This is a genomic window from Streptomyces sp. R28, assembly GCF_041052385.1.
Classification (GTDB): Bacteria; Actinomycetota; Actinomycetes; order Streptomycetales; family Streptomycetaceae; genus Streptomyces.
Genome location: NZ_CP163439.1, coordinates 38,702 through 57,031, shown reverse-complemented (window position 1 = coordinate 57,031; position 18,330 = coordinate 38,702). Strand labels below are relative to the sequence as shown.

Below are 18,330 nucleotides of genomic sequence, written 5' to 3'. Positions count from 1 at the left end.
GGTGGCTTCGGCCACCGCCCATCCCACACCCTCCGCAGGCATCCCTTGGAATTGATCATCTAGAGGTTGTCCCGTATGGGGCGTGAGTTATCCGGTGAGGGCCAGGTTGTGGAGCCGGGCGATGCCGAGCATGGCCTGGTGAACGCCGTTGCCCTTGAGCCGGCAGTCCCGCAGGATCTTCCAGTTCTTCAGCCGGGACAGGGCGTGTTCCACCCGCGCTCGCGCCCGTCGGTGGACGGCATTCTCCGCTTCCTGCCGTGGGCTGAGGTGCGTCTGACCGCGTCGTTTGCGGTGCGGGATGAGCAGACCGGTGCCCTGGTAGCCGCCGTCGGCGATGGTCGGGGCTCCGCGGCAGGCCCGGTCGACACCGGACTCGGTGAAGGCTCGGCAGTCGTTGCGGCTGCCGGGCAGCGGGAGGCCGATCGCCACGACCAGGCGGCTGTTGGCGTCGATCACGACCTGCAGGTTGGTCGAGTAGCGATAGTTTTTGCTGGAGGCGGCGATGCTCCGGTCCCGGGTGGGCACCAGGGTGCCGTCGACGATGTAGACGGTGTCCTTGCGCGGCCGGCGGGCCGGCGAGAGGGCCAGCAGCGGTGCGAGGTGATCGAGGATGCGGTCGGCCGCGGACTTCGAGACCCCGAACAGCGGCGCCACCTGCCGCAACGTCAGGTTCGTGCGCCAGTACGTGGCCACCAGCAACACCCGGTCCTCCAGCGGCAGCCGCCAGGGACGGCCGCGCTGAACGTCACCACCGCGACGCCGTACCAACGCCACCAGCCTGGCGAACTGCACCTCGGTCAGCCCGGAGAACGGCTCGATCCACTTCGGATCATCCGCTGAGATCACCCCACCCATGCCCCGCCAACGCACCAACCGCCCCACCGGTTACGGGACAACCTCTAGGCAAGCCGGCCGACGATTCGACAGGGTTGACCCACGTCGGTGCGCGTGAATACGACCCGAGCATCGGGCAGTTCATCAGCATCGACCCGCTGCTCACCTTGGACCAGCACCAGTCACTCAACGGCTACGTCTATGCGAACAACACCCCGGTGACCACGAGCGATCCTTCCGGGCTTGGGGTGTGCATGCAAGATGGGCCCTGCGGCAGCGTCGATGCTGTCCAAGAGTACGAGAAGAAGCGTAAAGAAAAGTATCCGGAGCTCTACGACGCCGGGGGGACGGCGAGCACCGACAGCTCCGGGCAGACCATGTGGAACAGCGACGGGCAAGTCCTGTCATGCGCTTATGGGCACTGCATCGGAAACGTCGATGTCCATCTGAACCTGGGAAACAATCGCGATACCTTCCATGGTCCGCAACCAGAATTCGGCCTCAGGGAATTCATTCGGTGGGCTATTGAGGGTCCTGTATGTAACCCTGGATATCCCTGCGAGAACATGTTGATCGGGGTTGCTCCGATTGGTCCAGGTTCTGGCGGTCGACCCGGGCAAAAGGGTCCGAGTGGGCCAGAGGCTCCTCTTTCCAAAGGCCGTGTGCAACAACTGAGTGGGGACGCCTACGAAGTGGCTCTAATGAACCGCTTCGGTGGAAAGCCAGGTTCGGACGGAAAGCCCGGATTTAAAGTAGGGAAAAGGAAATTCGACGGCCGCTACACCCCTGAAGGATCTTCCCGGGAGGTGTGGTATGAAGCAAAGAGTGGAAAATACTGGGAGCGCCTGAATGAGGACGCTGACGAAATGCTCAGATTCAAGTCGAAACTTGGCGAGTCGCGTCGCATTGCGGTGGAGAATGGTGCAGATTTCCGGGTGGTCTCTGAGAATCCGATCCCGCAGAACATGCAGAATTACTTCCAGAAGAAGGGGTTTGAATGGGAGGTTGTCCCGCGGGGGTAGGGTGATTCGGTAGGTAAGATGGATTCCGGAGGGATGCCGACGTGCATCCCTCCGGTAGGAGCGACTGGGAGGATTTTCATGAGTAGGAACGTCAGTATCAAATTCCAGTTCGGTGACACGATTTCCGTGCCAGATATTATTGGATCGCTGGTACGGGGCGGCTGGAGATTGGATGACGGTGGAGGTATTAGCTACCTCGTGGAGTCCGATATGACCGATTGGGAGAACAAGGCTCTCGGTGCTGACTCTGCTGTTATTGGCGAGATGGAGCAAGCGCGTCAATCCCACGGAGCCTGCGCTGTAATCCTCACCTGGGAGGCGACGGGTATCGGAGGCTCCTTCCTTTTGCTGTCTGCCGGCCATAGGATCTTGCTGGACCCTAGGGTGGATACTGTCTATCGCCGAGATGTTGACGACTATGTCGACTTTGAGTGGTATCTCGCCAGGATCCTTCCCGCAGTCGGAGCGCTTGGACTAACCGGCTACGAGATCTCCGACCTGCCGTATTAACCTCGCGCTTTCACGAGGTGCGGTGTCCAGCGGGTGATCAAGTAAGCGAAAAGTGCCTCTGACCAGCAAGAATGAGGATTGTCGAGATCCTTTTTCCTGCCATAGCCGGAGGCACTTCTCAGGTGAAGAAGACTATCGGGTCCTACCCGTGTGTCCGTGTCGAGGGCGGTGGTCGCGGGGTGGTCTCGCAGGCTGGCGCCGTGCTGTTGGTCGAGACAGCCCGCAAGTCCGGTCTGGGTCAGGGAGCCGGTGGCGACGTCGAAGGACAGCAGGGTGGCCGGGGCCAGCAGCTGAATGCCCTGGAAGGGGGAGTCGACACCGGCCGACGTTTCGATCGGCAGGGCTCCGAGTATCATTATCCGACCGGAATGATCTACAAGGAGTGATGGTGTCGTCTCGATTCGCGCTATTCGGATCAAACGGGTCTTCTGTCGCTGATGTTGCACGGTTGATCGGTGAGGCATTGGACGCTGAATTCACCCTTAGGGAGAGTTCGTTCAAGGGTGCAGAGTACTTCTTCAATCGCGACAGCGAGGGAATGGAGATCTCTGTCGAGCGGCACTTGCCCGACAAGGAGGGGGACTATGCGGAACCAGGATTTTCCGACTACCAAGTTCTCGTCTACGTCAACTATGGAAAAAGGCGCCGGAGGAGAGAATCGCAGCGCTCTCGGGCTTGCACCTTCTCCGCGTCGAGACTGTCTGAATCTCGAAAGTGGGGCAGCTCCAACGGGAATCGAAAGGTCTCATTAAAATGGTGGGTATGCCCGGCCCTTACAACGGCTAACACAATGAGGTGGATCGGTCCTGGTTGCCGTGCCCTGGGCGGGAGTTGAGCGTTCGGTGCGGTGTGGGGACATCGCCGTGGGTCGTGTCGGATGAACTGCGGGAGCACATGGAACCGCTGCTGCCGCAGCGCGAGCGACGCTTCCGGTATCCGGGCCGTAAGCCGTTGCCGGACCGGGAGGTGCTGTGCGGGATCCTGTATGTGCTGCACACCGGAATCCAGTGGGAGTACCTGCCGCAGGAACTCGGTTTCGGCTCGGGCATGACGTGCTGGCGACGGCTGCGGGACTGGAACGGGGCCGGCGTGTGGCAGCGGCTGCACGAGGTCCTGCTGGCCGAGCTGAACGCGGCCTCACGTCTGGACTGGTCCCGTTGCGTGGTCGACTCCTCCCACGTCAGGGCGCTAAAAGGGGGCAGCACACAGGCCCTCGCCGGTCGACCGGGGCCGGGCCGGCTCGAAGCACCACTTGATCACCGACGGGCACGGCACTCCGCTTGCGGTCCTGTTGACCGGCGGCAACCGCAACGACGTCACTCAGCTGCTTCCCCTGCTCGATGCGATCCCGCCGGTCCGCGGCCGGGTCGGGCGTCCCCGGCGCAAGCCGGACTCGTTGTTCGCGGACCGCGGCTACGCCCACGACATCTACCGCGACCAGGTCCGCGCCCGCGGGATCGTGCCCGCGATCGCCCGCCGCGGCACCCTGCACGGCACCGGCCTGGGTACCTGCCGCTGGGGCGTGGAAAGGAGCTTCGCGTGGCTGCACGGCTTCCGGTGCCTGCGGACCGGCGACTCGGATCCGGCCGCGACCGTCCGGGAGGCGGCACGGTAGCCTCTACCCCCGGGCGCGTGCGGCTGGGACGCCACCACGGCATGCCGCCTCCGCGTCGGCCTCTCCCAAGGGAAACTCCGGGTGGTTGGCGAAGAACTGCGCCTCCCCCCCCCGCATCCAGTCGAGCTGTTCCAACGCCTGCTCGGTGTCGTAGTGGTCGAGGTGCACGGTCAGCCGGCCGTACGCCTTCGCCGAGCATCCGGTGGTACTTCGGCCGCCGTTCCGCTTGCTCGAACCGCGCCTGCAGGAACTCGTGCCAGCGCTCCGCCTCGGTACGCATCCGGTCGACGGCCACGCCGTCGAAGAGGCTTCGCGCCTGCTCGGCCGTCATGATCCGGGCACCGGCCATGCTCGTGGTCCTTCCTGAAGAGGGGAGGCGGACGTCGTCACGCCCTCCACTGACGACAACGACCAACCCGTCCCGGACGCACGCCGGAGCAACCACGAGCTCGCACCCGCCCGTGAAGCCGTCGCCTGGCGGGAGATGACGGACGCCCGGAAAAAAATCTTGGAGGAGGTGTCAAGAGAACCGGCGCCTGGGTCCTCTCCAGTTGTGTACGGCCGCGGCCCCGCCCTGGGGCGCTGAGGAGCCGCACACTGGAGGAGGTTGCTCAGTGGAGTTCGTTGCCATCGCGCTGTTCGCGGCCGCCGTGCTCTTGCCCGGGGTCAGAGCCCTGCTGGACAGTCTGGCCTACCGGAACCGGGCCCGGGGAAAGGCCGAGATCATCCGTGCCAGGGGAGCTGCAGCCGGCGCAGTCCGGGGGAAGCGGGGGGAGAGCCGTGACTGAGACCGTGGAAATCCGGCCGGAGAACGCCGCGGCGCTGGCTGCCTTGTACCTCACCCACCGGGAGGAGTTCACCGCCAAGGCTGCCCAACTGCTGCGCGTCCGCGGCATCCCCGAGGCCGTGGTCGGCGCGGAGGACCTGGTGCAGATGGTGTTCGAGAACGCCCTGCGCACCCCGCAGGTGCTGCGCGAACCGCGCGCCTACCTCTACACCGCGCTGCGGCGCGAGGTCGGGCACCGGGCAGAGCGGCTGCACCAGGAGCGGGAGTGGGAGGCCACGCACCAGCGGGAGGAGAACCCCGATGCCTCGCCCGGCCCGGATGTCGGTGCCGTCGTCACCGATCGCGTCGTGGTCCGGGACGCGGTGCGAAGGCTGCCCGAACAACAGCGCGCGGCGGTGGTGGCGACCAAGATGTTCGACTTCACCCAGCAGGAGACGGCGCAGCTGATGAAGCGGCACCCGGGTACGGTCGCGGTGCACGTCGCGAGGGCGGTCGGCATGCTGGCCCTCTACCTGACGCCCGGCGTGGCCATCATCGTCGTCTGTGCGCTGGTGCCGATGCTTGGGGGCTCGCACCTCGCAATCTTCCTCCTGTCCGACTTGGCGTACCTGTGGGCGATCCGGGACCACATGGACCGGAGCGAGACGGTCCAAAAGATCAAGAGGCTGGTGATGAGCGATGCGATCACGTTCAGGACGGAGAGGGTGTCGCCCTGGTACGGCTCCACAGGGGAAACGATCTTGGTGTGTCGCCACGAGGCAACCGGCAAGGAGATGTGGGTGCTGTTGCCCGAAGTCAAGATCATGGGGGAGCGCCCCATGCTGAGGGCAAGAGCGGCGAGTGCCCTCCGCTGACCCCGGCGGCGCGGTCGCGGGAGGCGTCCCGCTCGCGACCGCGCCGCCGGGCAGCACGATGCCCGGCGGAGGCATCCGGCCCATAGATCCCGGATAAGCTCCCCGTCTCCGGAGCCCAGAGCCCCGTGACGGGCAATCAGGAGGACGGTCGGAGCCGCATCAGTGGGCTCTCCGGTGTCACAGTTATGCCGGTAACAGTGACGGCACCGAACTGGTCAGCGAGCGCACCTGCGCTATGTGAGCTCCCAGGAGTTCATCAACTCCATCCGGGACGACAGGGCGACACCTTCCGCAAGCGGTACCGGGAGATGGACATCTTGATGGTCGACGACATCCAGTTCCTGACGGGCAAGGAGTCGACGCAGGTGGAGCTCAGCCCTTACCTTCAGTACGACCGTCATGCACGCAGACCGCAAGATCTGCGCTGATGGCCGAGCCCCGCTACATCTACATCCCCAGGTCACCGAACTCACGAACCGCTTCAAGAACAGCTGGGCCAAGAACGACGGCATCTCGGGCGACTCCGGCCGAGGCTCTGTCAGCGGCTCGATCGTCGCGTCTCCCCTCGGCACCATCGACCTCACCCGGCCTCGACCGTGAACAGCGCGCTCCGTAACCGCAAGGGCGACAGATCCGCGGACGATGCCGTCGTCGTGTTCCTGAAGCCGGTGCCGGACTTCATCGTGGAGAAGGTCGAGGTGTTCATCAAGCTGTAGAAGGCCTTCACGGGGTTGGCGTCCGCGTAGTGCTGGGTTGTTGACTTCGAGTACGTCGGCGACTACCGCAAGGCGCTGCTGGTGAACAACGTCGACATCGAGCGCGGCGCGAACTGCGTGGCCAAGGGTGGCAAGTACAAGACGTACGTGATGGGGCCCGGCAAGAAGTGCTCCCCGGTCAAGACGTAGATCGGCTCGGCTCCCCACAGGCATGACACGTCGTGATCGTGAGGTCCGTCACGCGCACGTCCAACTGAACGGCGACAAGTTAAATGCGGCAGATGCCCGCTGAACTGCGGCTTTCGCTCCTCGCCGCATCATTGTCAGTGGCGTGCTCATAATTCTCCCTCCACTGCGTTGAGTTGAGCGATCACAACCCCATGACCTCCCGCGGTTGTCAGCCCCGTGCCTTAGATTCGAGGGTGCGCCAACCCTTCGCATGACGAAGGGAGATCCTCGGGCGCGGCCCGCCTCCTACAGCTGCCGCCACCCGCTGGATCTCCCTCTCGCCTGTCGTCGGGTCCCATACCGCTGTGATCGAGACAGGAGACCCATGAACGAACGTACCTCACGCCTAGGACATCGCCCCGCTGTGCCTTCAGCGGACGTGCCCCCGTTCCTTACGGTGCACACCACGGTGGTACTCCTGGCAGCGCTGTTCATCGGCTGCGTGGGCGGAGGTCTCACCTTCCTCAGCGGCAGCCCACTGGCCGGAGCCATCCTCGCCGGACTGACCGGCGGGGGCGTCAGCGTCCCCGTGTTGCGCTCCCTGATCCGATAACCGGGGAGGGGCCGGAGGGACGTGCCACATGGTCACAGGGGTCCAGGTAGGGCCGGACCCCGGTCGCCGGACACGAGTGCGTCGCGGCCAACCCTCGGTTCGGGCACGTACTTGTACAGGGTCGTACGGGAGACCCCGAGCAGTTTCGCGATCGACGTGATCGTGTTCTCCGGGTCCGTCAGCAGGGCGCGAGCGTGCCGCACCTGTTCCTCCGTCATCGCGGGCGGCCGGCCGATGCGTTCCCCGCGGGCCCGCGCCGCCGCCAGCCCCTCGTGAGTGCCCTGCACGATCAGTTCCCGGATGAACTCCGTGAGCGCGGCGAACACGTGGAACACCAGGCGGCCGCCCGGGGTCGTGGTGTCCAGCGACTCGTGCAGAGACTGGAAGTCGATCCCGCGCTTCCGCAGGCCGGAGACGATGGAGATGAGATCCTGAATCGAACGACCCAACCGGTCGAGGGAGGGCACCACGAGGGTGTCCCCGGGGCGGAGGTAGTCGAGGCACTTCCACAGTTCCTCGCGCTCCGCGTTCTTGCCCGACTTCTTGTCGGTGAAGACTCGCACGCAGCCGGCCGCCTCCTGCACCGTAATCTGGCGGTCGAGCAACTGTCCCTTGGTGGAGACGCGTCCGTACCCGACCCGGGCCCCGGAGAAGGTCGCAGGGAAGGATTCCAGCGGGCTGTCAGCGTCCGCCCACTCAGCGGTAGTCGTCATGCACGGCACCGTACAGAAAAGGGCTGCAGGGCGTTCCTGGACGCCCTCTATTGTTGAACACCCTTGTTGGACACCTGAAGCGGGTTGCCGCCCGGCGTGTCGGCGTTCGGGCGCCGTTGTCCAACAACCGATCGGTTGTTGGACAGGGGCACCGCAGCAGGTTGTGGAGTGGGGCGACGGCGTACGTGTTGCTGGCGCCCGCCAGCAGCAGCACGGCGGTGCGGGCGTCGAGACCGTTCACGTTGAACTCCCAGGTATGGCGGGTGAGGCGCGGTCTATCCGCGTCGGGACCGCGCCCTGCGGTACCCCCCCAGTTAGTCCCGCAACCCGGTGACGATCCACCACCCGTACCCGGCTAGGAGGCGAGGTATCGGCACCGGGCCCGACGATCCATCATTCAGCCTGGAGCCTCTGTGGGCGTGGGGTCGGGCGTACACCGCCGATCACCCAGAAGAATCCTCCACCGCCCCGGAAACGTGATCAACCCCCGAAGGACTTACGACGCAGACCACTATCGTGGGTTTTATGGATCACCATGTCGAGACTACTGCCCGCATACGTCACGACGAGCACTGCGCTCGATGGGACGTGTTCGAGATCGAGCTCGACGGACCGTCACACGGCAACCCGTTCACCGATGTCGAACTCGGCGCAACATTCAGCGACGGGCAGCGCGAGCTGCGCGTCGGCGGCTTCTACGACGGAGACGGAACGTACCGGATCCGATTCATGCCCGACATCGAGGGATCCTGGACTTTCGTCACATCGTCCACCGCACGCTCGCTTGACGGCCTCTCCGGCGACTTCCTGACCGGGCCGGCCGCTCCGGGCCTCCACGGTCCGGTGCGGGTGGCCGAGCGCCATCACTTCGCGTACGCCGACGGCACCCGGTACCTGCCGATCGGAACCACCGCGTACGCCTGGACGCACCAGGTCGAACGCCTGCGGGCCGCAACCCGGCGCACGCTGGCGGCAAGCGGCTTCACCAAGGTGCGGATGTGCCTGCTGCCCAAGGCGTATGCCTACAACACCGACGAGCCCGAGCTGTACCCGTTCCCCGGCTCTGTGGCGGCCGGCTGGGACACCACCCGCTTCGACCCCCGGTTCTTCCGCCGCTTCGAGGAGGAGGTGCGCGCGCTGCGGGAGCTGGGGATCGAGGCGGACGTCGTCCTCTTCCACCCCTACGACCGGTGGGGCTTCGCCCAGCTCGGACGCGACGCCGACGACCGGCTGACGCGGTACGCCGTCCGGCGGCTGTCGGCGCTGTCGAACGTGTGGTGGTCGATGGCCAACGAGTACGACCTGGTGGAGGCCAAGAGCGAGGCCGACTGGGAGCGTCTGGCCGGCATCGTGGCCGAAGAGGACCCGCTCGGTCACCTGACCTCCATCCACAACTGCGGCCCGTTCTACGACTACGCGAAGCCGTGGATCACCCACTGCAGCATCCAGCGCGTCGACGTCTACCGCACCGCGGAGAACACCGACACCTGGCGGGAACAGTGGGGCAAGCCCATCGTGATCGACGAGTGCGGGTACGAAGGCGACATCGACCAGGGCTGGGGGAACCTCACGGGTGAGGAACTTGTGCGGCGCTGCTGGGAGGGCGCAGTGCGTGGCGGGTACGTCCAGCACGGCGAGACCTACCTCAACGACGCCGAGGAACTGTGGTGGTCCAAGGGCGGCGAGTTGGCCGGGACCAGCCCTGAACGCATCGCGTTCCTGCACCGCATCATCCGCGAGTCCCCCACCAGCGTCTTCGACCCCCTGCCCTCCGACTGGGATGCCCCCCGCGGCGGGGTCCAGGACGCGTGCGAACTCATCTACTTCGGCTTCAACCGCCCACGGTTCCGGGACATCAGCGTGCCCGCCAACGGGCGCTACGCGATCGACGTGATCGACACGTGGGCCATGACGATCGACCGTGTCGGCGTGACGGCGGACTCCAGCGCGCGCGTGGAGCTGCCGGGTCACCCGTACATGGCCGTCCGTCTGACCCGTTTGCCGGACGACGCCGACACGGGGGAATCCGGGGAGGCACCGTCGGTGCTCACCTGACCCGTGGCGCGGGTTGGACGAGGCCGGTCTGACAGGCGATGACGACGAGTTGGGCGCGGCCGCGGTCGTTCAGCTTGGTCGTGGCGCGGTGAATGCGTGTACGGATGCTCAGCACGCTGAGGGTCAGTTTCTTGGCGATCTCCGGGTTGGACTTGCTTTCGGCCGCCAGGGCGGTGACCTGCCGTTCCTGCGGAGTGAGGTCCTGGAGCTTCTCCGGGGGCGCCAAAGGCGCGGAGCAGCGACCGCTGCGAAGACGCCCTCGACTGCGCCTGCCACCTCCACCTCCACCTCGCCACCCCCGACATCTGGCGCAGCCACACACGGCCCCGACTCCGAAGTCAACCCCTGAAGGACTTCCGGAACAGACCACTAAGAAGTCATCTCATTTGGATCGGTAGGCTGTCGGTCGTGGTCTCGATCGTTGAGCGGCTGGTGCCGGATGAGTTGTGGGAGCTGTTCCAGCGAGTGGTTCCGGAGGCTCCGTCGCGGCCTCAGGGTGGCGGTCGGCGTCGACACGGTGACCGGGAGGTATTGGCCGCGATCGTGTTCGTGGCCATGTCGGGCTGCACGTGGCAACAGCTGCCGTCCGCGTCGTTCGGGCGTCGGGGGCGACCGCTCACCGGCGCTTTGCCGAGTGGTCGAAGGCCAGGGTGTGGGCCAAGCTCCACCGCTTGGTCCTTGACGAGCTCGGCTCCCGCGGCGAGTTGGACTGGTCCCGCTGCGCGATCGACTCGGTGAACATGCGGGCCCTGAAAAGGGGGATCTGACAGGCCCGAATCCTGTAGACCGGGGCAAATACGGGTCGAAGATCCACCTGGTCACCGAGCGGACCGGTCTGCCCCTGTCCGTCGGAATCTCGGGGGCGAATCTCCACGACAGCCAGGCACTGATCCCGCTGGTGAAGGGCATACCGCCGGTTCGCTCTCGTCGCGGATGCCGGCGGCGCAGGCCGGCAAAGCTCCACGCCGACAAGGGATACGACTACGACTACCTGCGGCGATGGTTACGCGGGCGCGGCATCCGGCACCGCATCGCCCGCAAGGGCATCGAGTCCTCGACCCGCCTTGGCCTGCACCGCTGGACCGTAGAGCGCACGATGTCCTGGCTCGCCGGATGCCGCCGACTGCACCGCCGCTACGAGCGCAGAGCCGAGCACTTCCTGGCTTTCACCAGTATCGCCTGCACCCTCATCTGCTACCGCAGAGTCACCAAATGAGATGATGTCTAAGCCGGAACCCGCGCGTGGGATCGCCGCAGCCATCAGCTGGCGCGCAGGTTCCGGCTTACCCAACGTTCAGGATTCCGGGAACCCGCGCGCTTCCGCGTTCGATCTGCTGCGGCTGTCCGGGACCGACACGACCAGCTGGCCGTATCGCCGGCGCAGGACCGCGCTTGAATCCGTGTTCGCCGCCCGTCGGCTGTCCGCCCCATGGGCACTGTGCCCGTCGACCACCGACCCAGACACTGTGCGCGAGTGGCTGACGTGGACGTCGGTCGGGATGGAGGGCGTGCTTTTCAAGCGGCTGGACAGCGTGTACGAGCCTTCGGTGCGCGGGTGGCGGAAGTACAAGGTGCGCGAGACCACCGACGCGATTATCGGCGCGGTCACTGGCACACTCGCCGCTCCCACCAGTCTGCCACGGTGATCCCTGGACAGGCTGGTCGTTCTCCGCCGGGTGGGGCAGCCGGGAGACGTTGAACGTCACGCTGGTGGAACCCGAGCTGGTGGTGGAAGTCCGCGTCGACGTCGCCCGTGACGCCTCCGGACGGTGGCGCCACCCCGCTCGCCTACACCGTGCCCGCCCCGATCTCTCACCTGCCGACGTTGCCCGCCTGACGCCGCCGCGCTGACGGCGGCCGGGCACGGCGGCCCCACCGACGCGCAACCGGCAGAGCGCGCCCTGATCTCCGGCTGCGTCCGCGGCGCCCATCCCGCACCTCCCTCATCCTCAACTCCAGCCAGGGCATGGTCGAGGGGGCGCAACGGGGATGTCAGCGGCCCGACCACGCCGTACGACCGTGGTGACCCGCACGCTGGCCGCCATATGGTCCCGCACCGCCCCGCGAATGTCCGAGGGATGGCGGAAGCGCTTCACTGACCACTTGTGCGAGTACGTCGCGATCTACAACCGTGACATCGCCAATCGCCGGTTCTGCGAGCCCCCGCCGTTCGAGGAGTACCTCCCCTTCCGGCGGATCGTGGGCGCTGTGTATATCTGCTGGGACCTGATCGAAGTGGCTCAGGGCGGCAGTCTTCCCGAGCGCATCGTCACCAGCGACCTGTGCCAGAACCTCCGCGTGGCGGCCAACGACATCACGTGTTGGACCAACGACATCTTCTCCCTCAACAAGGATTACGCCCGGGGAGATGTGAACAACGTGGTGGCCATTCTCCGTCATGCCGGGTCCCTTACCTGGCCCGAAGCGGCGTAGGAGGCCGCAGCGATGGTTGATCGGCGGAACCTGGACTTTCAGCTGGCCCGAGAGGAACTGCTTTCAGCTCGCCAGGAGCTGGACTGCAGCGACGAAGAGTGGGCGTATCTGGAGCGGTGCGTCGAGGCTATGGCCCGCTGGATGGCGGGGAGTCTGGCGTGGCACCTATGGACGGACCGCTTCCGGGACGTCGAGTACACCGCGAGGGAAGAGAACCCGAGCTACTACCAAATGCTCCTCGGACCGGCCCGTTCCTAGGGCGTGTCCGACGGGTCGCGTGACGGGCCTGACGACGGATCGGTCCGTCCCGGTGGGCTTGAAGTGCTTGTCGGATGGTCGTCACTACACATGCGCAAGGTCGTTATCAGCACATGAACACCACCAAGCGTGCACTTACCACCCTCGCCCTCGCCGGGGCCACACTGACGATCACAGGCACGGCCAACGCTTCCAGCGTCCTGGGGCTCGGAGACAGCGGAGGACAAAACCGCGATGAATCAGTCAATCAAGTCGTGTCGGTGTTTGGTGACTCGTTCATGAGCGGTCAGAGCAACACCTTCGCCCCTAGCGCCAGCATCACTGGCATCGACGGCGTCGGCACGTCGGACATGCGGTAGTTAGGGACTGTCCGGCAGTTCACTAACTGACCTGCTCCGCCCGCCACATCCGGGCGGCGGGGCCGCTGGCCGGCCGCCCGGAGACGGCGGTGCGATGACACCAGGCAGGGGGGCACCGGCCCCGTACATGGCCTGGCCTTCGGCGGGTGCGAATCGCTCCGGCGGTGAAGACCCTCAGCCGTGCGGGTGAGCTCAGCCGCCTATGTCCCCCGGGGAAGTGCGAGGGCCGGTAGAACGCGGGGGGTTGTTCCGTCGTGATGAAGGGTGGTCATGGTGAGCCGAGGCTTGATCGTCGTGGACGTGCAGAACGACTTCTGTGAAGGAGGCAGTATCCCCGTACCGGGCGGCGCGCGGATCGCGACCAAGATCGCCGACCTGGTGGAGCAGAGCGCGGGCCGCGACTACCAGTACGTCGTAGCCACCCGCGACCACCACATCGACCCGGGAGGTCACTTCTCCGAGACCCCGGACTTCAAGGACAGCTTCCCCGTCCACTGCGTGGCCGGAGGCGAGGGCAGCGAGTTCCACCCCCACTTCGCCCCCGCCGTCACCGGCGGCAAAGTCGACGCCGTCTTCTACAAAGGCGCCCACAGCGCCTCCAAGAGCGGCTTCGAAGGAGCCGACGAAGAAGGAACCCCCCTCGCGGACTGGCTGCGCGCCCGCGGGGTCGAGGACGTCGACGTGGTGGGCATCGCCACGGACCACTGCGTGCGTGCCACCGCGCTGGACGCCGTGAAGGCCGGATTCCGCGCACGGGTACGCCTGGACTACTCCGTCGGAGTCGCCCCGGCCACGACAGCCGCAGCCGTGGACGACTTCCACCAGGCAGGTATCGCCGTATCCGGCGAGGCACCCGTCCCGCAGTAGTCGCCGCACCAGGCCCGGCGCGGGACTGGACCCCGGACTGCGGTGGGCCTGGTGGTGCCTCATCGCAGTCCGGCGCGTGCAGGACACCCTGATCCGGGCCGCGCTCACCGCGCACCCTTCGCCAGCACCCACCCCGAAGGCCGGCGCTCCCCGAGGACATCCCGGACCACCGACTGCGGCGACCGCTCCAACTTCTCGGTGACGACCTGGTCGTAGTCGACGCCGTCGACCCGCCGCACATGCTCCGGGGCGCGCACCTACACCCGGTGACTCCGCCGCCTCCACGTCGCCGTCCTCACGAACTCGGTAGGACGGCAGCCCTACCAGCCTGTCTCCGTCTGCCGCCGCTTCCACAGCCGTGCGACGACCTCCTGCGGCTCAGTCCCCAGCAGGGGGTCGGCGGGCAGAACGACCCGCACGGGCACCGGCTCAGACCCGGCAGTGTCATCGGAAGGCGTCGTCACGCGCCCACAGTAGGCAGCCAGCTGCGGCCGTCGCCCGGCCGGGACCGGGAAGGGGAGTGGCGGAGATCGGTACGCAACCGAGAGGGCAGCAACGGCCGCACGGCCGCCCACTCCGCGTCCGTCATGTCGGAGGGATACCGGCGAACCCGGTCGGGATGGTCGGCCGCGTTGCCGTACACGTGCGCGAGGCAATCACACGATGGAGCAGCCGAGTTGAACTGAACGGGTTCGGGCGCGTACAACAACGACACCAGGGCCTCCCGGCACTGCTCGGTCAGATTCGCATCCCCGAGCTACCGGGAGGCCCTGTCTTCATGCGCGTACACCGGGAAGATCACCCCGGCGGGAAACCTGTTCGACCCGCACGTTCCATGATCGGTTGAGATACGGCTTCTCAGCACCGAGCAGGCCACACCCGCTCAGCTCGCGAACATGATTCGCTCGCACTGTCAGATCGAGGCCCTGCACCACGTGAGGGACAACACCTTCGCCGAGGACGCCTCACAGCTTCGGACCGGCAGCGCGCCCCGCACCATGGCGACCTGGCGCAACCTCGCCATCGGCGCCTTACGCATCGCCGGCACCCACATCGCCGCTGCACTCCGCGCCAACTCCCGCGACCCGAAACGCCCGCTCGCACTATTCGGCCTCAGGTGATCACGAACCGGACATCACACGACTATGCCGAAGCCCTGGCAGCTGGAGTGTCAGGTCATTGCACTCGAGCGATTCAAGTCGGCGCGCCAGCGGAGACGTTCTTCACAGCCGGCAGCGGGGCTGATTCTGGTCTGGGACGGGGAGGAAGTCTCCGGTTGGCTGGCCATGACCGCACGCACCGCACCACCGGGAGTGAGTTCAAGTGGGAAATTCGTCGGACTACCCTGACGTACCCAAGTGGGAAGAAAATCCCAGCGGTTACAAGACCGGAGCCGTCGCCAAATACAAGGGCAACATTTTCCGTGCCGCTTTCTGGGCCGACGAGCCGGGGGTGGGGGATCCGAACAAGAACGGCTGGCGCTTCTTCGACGAGCTCTACGACAGGACTCCGCACAAGGAGACCGAGCGGGCGAACATCATCGCGTACATCCCTACCTGGCGGAAAGAGGAGGGATTCGACTACGGCAAGGGCGAGATGTATCAGTACATCACGCACGGCATCATTTCGTTCTTGACGTTCAGCGAGCAGGAGTCCGGCGCGTTCGACCCCAAGTCGGTCCGGGAGATCGGCGCCGTTCTCGCGGACGTGCTCATAGCCGCGAACGTGTACGGGACCAAGATCATGGTCGCGCTGGGCGGCGCGAACGACTTCGCGTTCCTTGACCTGATGACGGCCGTCGGGACCGACCCGGCCTCGCCGAAGCTCGACCAGGCCGTGCGCAACGTCGTGGATTACGTCACCCACAACGGCCTGGACGGCGTCGATCTCGACCTAGAGTGCTGGTGGGGCCGGCCCGGCCAGGGGGATCAGGGCGGCCGGATGAAGAGCGACGGCCCGCATCCCGCGGGGCGGGGCCTGACTCTCTTCGCCAAGAAGCTGAAGGAGGCCATGCCCGACAAGATCGTGTCGGCGGCGTCTTCGGCACGTCGTGGTACGGGAACAATTACGACCCGGACATGGCCGAACACCTCGACTGGGTGGGCGTGATGACCTACGACCTCACCGGGTCGTGGGACAAGTCCCCGGTCGGCCCGCATTCCGCCCTGCACAAGATCCGCGGGAAGGACACGGCGAAGATCCGTGAGGCGGATGTCTATCTGGAGTCGTACCTCCGCGAACAGCAGGGCGGCTGGCCGGGGGCCAGGGCGGGCGCTGGTTCGGACGCCCCGGGGGGCGACGCTGTGGAGAACAATCCGATCCTGTCGGTCGAGGACTGCCTCTGGTACTGGACGAATCCGCTCTTCCTGAACTGGCAGGGCAAGGGACAGGAAGTGGACCGCGGAAAGATCGCCGCCGGCGTGCCGGTCTACGGCTATGACTTCGCCGCGGCCAAGGAGCCGGACGACCTGACCGGTGAGGTGCCCCCGGGGTACAAGGTGCTTCGGTACAAGGAAATCCTGGACGAATTCCCGGACGCCCTTGACGCCGAGGACGCGAACATCAAGGTGGACGGGAGCACGCCCCGCCCCAAGCTCGCCGAACCCCTTCCTCCGGGCGAGTACCCGTACGCCCACAATATCTATTTCGAGACCCCGGACACCGCCGTCAGCAAACTGAAGTTCCTCAAGGGAGTCGGCGCCAAGGGCGTCATCATCTGGGAACTCTCCAATGACGTATGGGAAGACGGCAAGAGCATCATCAAGGCCCTCTACCTCGCCTCCGGCAACGAGGTCCCCGAGTCCTCGCCCATCACGGATCCGCCGGTCCCGGTGGCCAATTCCTACCTGTGGGACTCCATGGGCTTCCTGGGGCACGCGACCAGCGCCCTGCAGTTCCAGGACGACGGCACCAAAGACAACGGCATGCGGCAGTTCTCGGCCCGGCTGTGGAACATACCCGACGACGCGGACTGGAAGAGCGTCGCCCAGAACTGTCCGGCCGTGGTCAAGAGGCAGTACTTCAACCGGCCGACGCGCATTGTGGACAAGGGCGCTCTCGGACTCTGGGGCGAGTTCGACGTCCTCGACAATAACGACGTCCCGGACTGGTTCTGGGGTCACGTGGAAGAGAAGGACGGGGCGCCCGACGGGTACACACGGTACGCCTCGCGGCTGTGGGGCCTCTCCCTCAGCGACGACTGGCAAGAGGCCGCGAAGCAGACCCCGGCGCTCATCGCGGGCCAGTACTTCGACGAGCCGACGGAGATCGAGGACAAGGGAGTCGGCGGACTCTGGGGCATTTTCGACGTCAGCGACGAGCTGAGCCCGGTACCCGCGCCCACGACGCAGTCACAGGGTGAGAACGACTGCATGTACTGCCAGGTCAGCAGCGTTGCGGTCCCGGACGGCTGGGACAACGTGGAGCGGTTCAACCTCACGAACACGATGACCATCGGTGTGGATGCGCCGTTCCTGTATGCGGCGGTCACGAAGGACGACGAATCGGTAGACTTCCCCGACGGGGTCGTCATGAGCCTCAAGGACCCCGACGGGAACGCGTACGACAAGGATGTCGACGAGGCCGGTCGACTCGTCAAGATGTCCGGCGACTCGGTGCGCCTTGTGGTCGTCAAGGATCCGCAGGCGGGCGACTGGACGATGACCATGAGCGTGGCCTCCGACGCCAAGTTCCACTGCGAGTGCAACACGGTTCCGAGCAAGGATGTCTACAACACCATGCTGGAGACCGCCCGCCGGAGGGACGGAGGGGCCGGCGGGATCGCCCCCCGCAGCATCGGCGGCGACATCCTCGCAGCATTCCTCGGCGTTGCCATCGCCGTGGTCCTCATTCCCGAGGCGGCCATCACCACCGCTCTGACCGTCGCCGTCGCCGGGGCGGGGCTTGTCGGGATGGGCTACAACGCCGTCAGGAAGAAGGACAGCGCGGAGAAGATGGGCACGGTCGCCGCCATCGTGAGCAAGATCGGCGACAAAGTCCGGCGCAACGGGTTCGACGGCATCCTGGAGAGCGTGGCGCTGATCGGAAAGAACATCAGCAAGGAGGAATTCGACGTCATCCGCAGGCAGGAGAACTGGGACAAGCTCTACCCGTGGATCGGCGTACACATCCAGGTGTACAAGGTCGTGGAGCACATGACGGACCCGGAGAAGCAGAACTCCGTCCGTCACGTCTTCTGGCAGTGCATGCTCACCAAGAGGCTGGGCAAGGACTTCGCGACCGAAATGGGCAATGCGCACGAGGCCGGCAGGCCGGGTACGGACGCGGACAACAAGGCGGACGAGCGGAACAACGAGATCGGCCAGCAACTCGCCATGGACGTGGCCTCCGAGAACGACTGCCTGAAGCGCACCCTCGAACTCTGGGACGCGAAGAAGCTCGCCATCCGGCCCGACTACGAGGGCGACCCGACCTGATCTTGGCGTCATCGCTCAACTCCGCCCGCCGTCCCCGGTGTTCACACCGGGGACGGCGGGCGGACCGCGTCGCCGCCAGGGCACCCGAAT

The 18,330-nt window shown here is 65.9% G+C and carries 16 protein-coding genes and 4 pseudogenes; 16 read left to right on the top strand and 4 right to left on the bottom strand.

What is annotated here, in order from left to right; genetic code table 11:
- Window positions 1-87 precede the first annotated feature (87 nt).
- Window positions 88-855, bottom strand: a complete 768-nt coding sequence (locus tag AB5J49_RS00250; protein ID WP_369166414.1) for a transposase — start codon at window positions 853-855, stop codon at window positions 88-90.
- Between AB5J49_RS00250 and AB5J49_RS00245 the strand changes: the two genes are divergently transcribed.
- From AB5J49_RS00245 to AB5J49_RS00215, 7 genes and pseudogenes are all read left to right on the top strand, one after another.
- Window positions 837-1,856: an RHS repeat domain-containing protein gene (locus AB5J49_RS00245; protein WP_369174996.1), complete on the top strand. Its 1,020-nt coding sequence runs from the start codon at window positions 837-839 to the stop codon at window positions 1,854-1,856. The two genes, AB5J49_RS00250 and AB5J49_RS00245, sit on opposite strands and share 19 nt — an antisense overlap.
- A 78-nt stretch (window positions 1,857-1,934) precedes the next feature.
- On the top strand, window positions 1,935-2,366 hold the full coding sequence (locus tag AB5J49_RS00240; protein WP_369166413.1) for a hypothetical protein: 432 nt from the start codon (window positions 1,935-1,937) through the stop codon (window positions 2,364-2,366).
- Between the two features lie 200 nt (window positions 2,367-2,566).
- On the top strand, window positions 2,567-2,752 hold the full coding sequence (locus AB5J49_RS00235) for a hypothetical protein (protein ID WP_369166412.1): 186 nt from the start codon (window positions 2,567-2,569) through the stop codon (window positions 2,750-2,752).
- Between the two features lie 508 nt (window positions 2,753-3,260).
- Window positions 3,261-3,981: pseudogene (locus AB5J49_RS00230) on the top strand (IS5 family transposase).
- 780 nt (window positions 3,982-4,761) lie between these two features.
- On the top strand, window positions 4,762-5,622 hold the full coding sequence (locus AB5J49_RS00225) for an RNA polymerase sigma factor (protein ID WP_369166411.1): 861 nt from the start codon (window positions 4,762-4,764) through the stop codon (window positions 5,620-5,622).
- A 228-nt stretch (window positions 5,623-5,850) separates the two neighbouring features.
- A pseudogene (locus AB5J49_RS00220) lies at window positions 5,851-5,993 on the top strand (DnaA/Hda family protein); the annotation flags it as partial.
- Between the two features lie 982 nt (window positions 5,994-6,975).
- Window positions 6,976-7,119, top strand: coding sequence for a hypothetical protein (locus tag AB5J49_RS00215; RefSeq protein ID WP_369166410.1), 144 nt, complete (start codon window positions 6,976-6,978; stop codon window positions 7,117-7,119).
- A 32-nt stretch (window positions 7,120-7,151) separates the two neighbouring features.
- On the opposite strand, the gene AB5J49_RS00210 is transcribed toward AB5J49_RS00215, so the two are convergent.
- Window positions 7,152-7,832, bottom strand: coding sequence for a recombinase family protein (locus AB5J49_RS00210; RefSeq protein WP_369166409.1), 681 nt, complete (start codon window positions 7,830-7,832; stop codon window positions 7,152-7,154).
- Between the two features lie 525 nt (window positions 7,833-8,357).
- Between AB5J49_RS00210 and AB5J49_RS00205 the strand changes: the two genes are divergently transcribed.
- Window positions 8,358-9,887: a DUF5605 domain-containing protein gene (locus AB5J49_RS00205; protein WP_369166408.1), complete on the top strand. Its 1,530-nt coding sequence runs from the start codon at window positions 8,358-8,360 to the stop codon at window positions 9,885-9,887.
- Here AB5J49_RS00205 and AB5J49_RS00200 read toward each other — a convergent pair.
- A pseudogene (locus tag AB5J49_RS00200) lies at window positions 9,880-10,116 on the bottom strand (response regulator transcription factor); the annotation flags it as partial. The gene AB5J49_RS00205 and the pseudogene AB5J49_RS00200 overlap by 8 nt on opposite strands.
- 188 nt (window positions 10,117-10,304) lie before the next feature.
- Here AB5J49_RS00200 and AB5J49_RS00195 point away from each other — a divergent pair.
- The 5 genes and pseudogenes from AB5J49_RS00195 to AB5J49_RS00175 all read left to right on the top strand — a co-directional run bounded on the left by AB5J49_RS00195 (window position 10,305) and on the right by AB5J49_RS00175 (window position 13,804).
- A pseudogene (locus AB5J49_RS00195) lies at window positions 10,305-11,103 on the top strand (IS5 family transposase).
- 4 nt (window positions 11,104-11,107) lie between these two features.
- Window positions 11,108-11,533: a hypothetical protein gene (locus AB5J49_RS00190; RefSeq protein WP_369166407.1), complete on the top strand. Its 426-nt coding sequence runs from the start codon at window positions 11,108-11,110 to the stop codon at window positions 11,531-11,533.
- A 343-nt stretch (window positions 11,534-11,876) separates the two neighbouring features.
- Window positions 11,877-12,320: a terpene synthase family protein gene (locus tag AB5J49_RS00185; RefSeq protein ID WP_369166406.1), complete on the top strand. Its 444-nt coding sequence runs from the start codon at window positions 11,877-11,879 to the stop codon at window positions 12,318-12,320.
- A 371-nt stretch (window positions 12,321-12,691) separates the two neighbouring features.
- Entirely contained in the window at window positions 12,692-12,937 is a 246-nt protein-coding gene (locus AB5J49_RS00180; RefSeq protein WP_369166405.1) for a hypothetical protein, read from the top strand.
- Between the two features lie 273 nt (window positions 12,938-13,210).
- Complete coding sequence (locus tag AB5J49_RS00175) at window positions 13,211-13,804, top strand: isochorismatase family protein (protein WP_369174995.1); 594 nt, start codon at window positions 13,211-13,213, stop codon at window positions 13,802-13,804.
- A 104-nt stretch (window positions 13,805-13,908) separates the two neighbouring features.
- Here the strand turns inward: AB5J49_RS00175 and AB5J49_RS00170 are convergent, their stop codons facing one another.
- Window positions 13,909-14,061, bottom strand: a complete 153-nt coding sequence (locus AB5J49_RS00170) for a hypothetical protein (protein ID WP_369166404.1) — start codon at window positions 14,059-14,061, stop codon at window positions 13,909-13,911.
- 639 nt (window positions 14,062-14,700) lie between these two features.
- Here AB5J49_RS00170 and AB5J49_RS00165 point away from each other — a divergent pair.
- From AB5J49_RS00165 to AB5J49_RS00155, 3 genes are all read left to right on the top strand, one after another.
- The gene (locus AB5J49_RS00165) at window positions 14,701-14,925 is read left to right on the top strand and encodes a hypothetical protein (RefSeq protein WP_369166403.1); all 225 of its coding nucleotides are present in this window, start codon (window positions 14,701-14,703) and stop codon (window positions 14,923-14,925) included.
- A gap of 202 nt (window positions 14,926-15,127) precedes the next feature.
- Window positions 15,128-15,913 (top strand): glycosyl hydrolase family 18 protein, encoded by a 786-nt coding sequence (locus AB5J49_RS00160; protein ID WP_369166402.1) that lies wholly within the window; start codon window positions 15,128-15,130, stop codon window positions 15,911-15,913.
- Entirely contained in the window at window positions 15,883-18,240 is a 2,358-nt protein-coding gene (locus AB5J49_RS00155; protein WP_369166401.1) for a glycosyl hydrolase family 18 protein, read from the top strand. The genes AB5J49_RS00160 and AB5J49_RS00155 overlap by 31 nt, the downstream gene beginning before the upstream one ends.
- Window positions 18,241-18,330: the final 90 nt, after the last annotated feature.